We start from the raw sequence: 1391 nt of genomic DNA, 5'->3' as shown, positions 1-1391 counted from the left end.
TGTACTGACCCCAAAAAGTTAGACAATTAATTTAAGCAAAGGATTTAGTTCTGTATTGTACAGGGCTAAGTCCTTTTAGTTTTACCTTAATTCGTTTATTGTTGTAGTAATCAATATAGTCTACAATAGCTTGTTCCAATTGCTTAAGCGACTGAAACGACTTCTCATAACCATAAAACATTTCCGATTTCAGAATCCCAAAGAAGGACTCCATCATACCATTGTCTGGGCTGTTACCCTTACGTGACATGGATGCTTGAATTCCCTTACTCTCTAGGAACCGATGATAAGAATCGTGTTGGTATTGCCAGCCTTGGTCACTATGGAGAATGGTATTCTCGTAATGTTCCTCACCGAAAGCCTGGTCTAACATAGCTTTTACTTGTTCTAAGTTCGGTGATGTAGAAAGATTATAAGCGATGATTTCGCTGTTAAAACCATCTAAAACTGGCGATAAGTAAAGCTTTTGAGTGCTTGCTGGAATGGCAAATTCTGTCACATCTGTGTAGCACTTTTGCATTGGTTTGGTTGCTTCAAATTGACGTTGAATAAGATTATCTGCTTTCTTGCCAACCTCTCCTTGGTATGAAGAATACTTCCGTTTACGGCGAATTCGAGCCGTTAAACCAAGTACTTTCATCAGACGCTGCACCTTCTTATGGTTCACTACGAAGCCACGATTTCGTAATTCTAGAGTCATGCGACGATAGCCGTAATTTCCTTTATGCTCAGTATAAATTGACTGAATTTCAGCTTTAATATCATAATCTTTATCGCTTTGATCCAGCTGTTTTAAGTGGTAATAATAAGTTGAACGGGCAAGTTTAATAATCTTTAGAAGGATATCTAAAGAAAACTCTGTTACCAGTCCTTGAACAATTTCCGTTTTTCTTCTTGCTCCTTTTCGTCTCTCAATCGGAGTTCTCTCAACTTTTTTAGAATGGCATTCTCCGCTCTCAAGTACTCATTTTCTGCTTGAAGACGTTCTAATTCTGTCATATCTTCAAATCTCTTCTTTGGCTTACGTCCCATTTTAGGTGGTCTCCCTCTTGTTTTCTCAACAATAGTATACCCGTTTTTCTTATATTGTGCCAGCCAATTCGAAAGTAATCCACTACTTAGAAGAGCATAATCCAGAGACGCCCTAATTTGTGAATGCCCCTCAAGAAGAACTTTATCAATGATCTCTTGTTTTAGTTCAGGAGAATAGTAACAATTCTTTCCTTTTTTGACGAACTCTATTCCGTAACGATCAATCAATTTAATCATGTACCTAAGATTAGAATTGTTTATCCCAAATTTATTTGAAAGCTTCTCTAAGCTATATCCTTGTTTTCTAAGTTCATAGATCTGAACTTTATCATCATAACTCAATTTCATAATAAAACACC

1 protein-coding gene is annotated in these 1391 nt (G+C 36.8%); it reads right to left on the bottom strand.

Going from position 1 to position 1391, the window contains the following annotated elements; all coding sequences use genetic code 11:
- Positions 1-31: 31 nt before the first annotated feature.
- Positions 32-1380 (bottom strand): IS3 family transposase gene (locus tag OCF95_RS09745; RefSeq protein ID WP_203180026.1). Its coding sequence is split into 2 segments (ribosomal slippage): positions 32-930 and positions 930-1380, totalling 1350 coding nucleotides; the frame shifts between segments, so codons are not numbered across the junction.
- Positions 1381-1391: the final 11 nt, after the last annotated feature.

Origin of the sequence: Streptococcus mitis, assembly GCF_946188615.1 — a bacterium.
GTDB classification, from domain to species: Bacteria; Bacillota; Bacilli; order Lactobacillales; family Streptococcaceae; genus Streptococcus; species Streptococcus mitis_BZ.
Note: the sequence above shows the minus strand (reverse complement) of the source record. Positions and strands in the feature narration are given on the sequence as shown.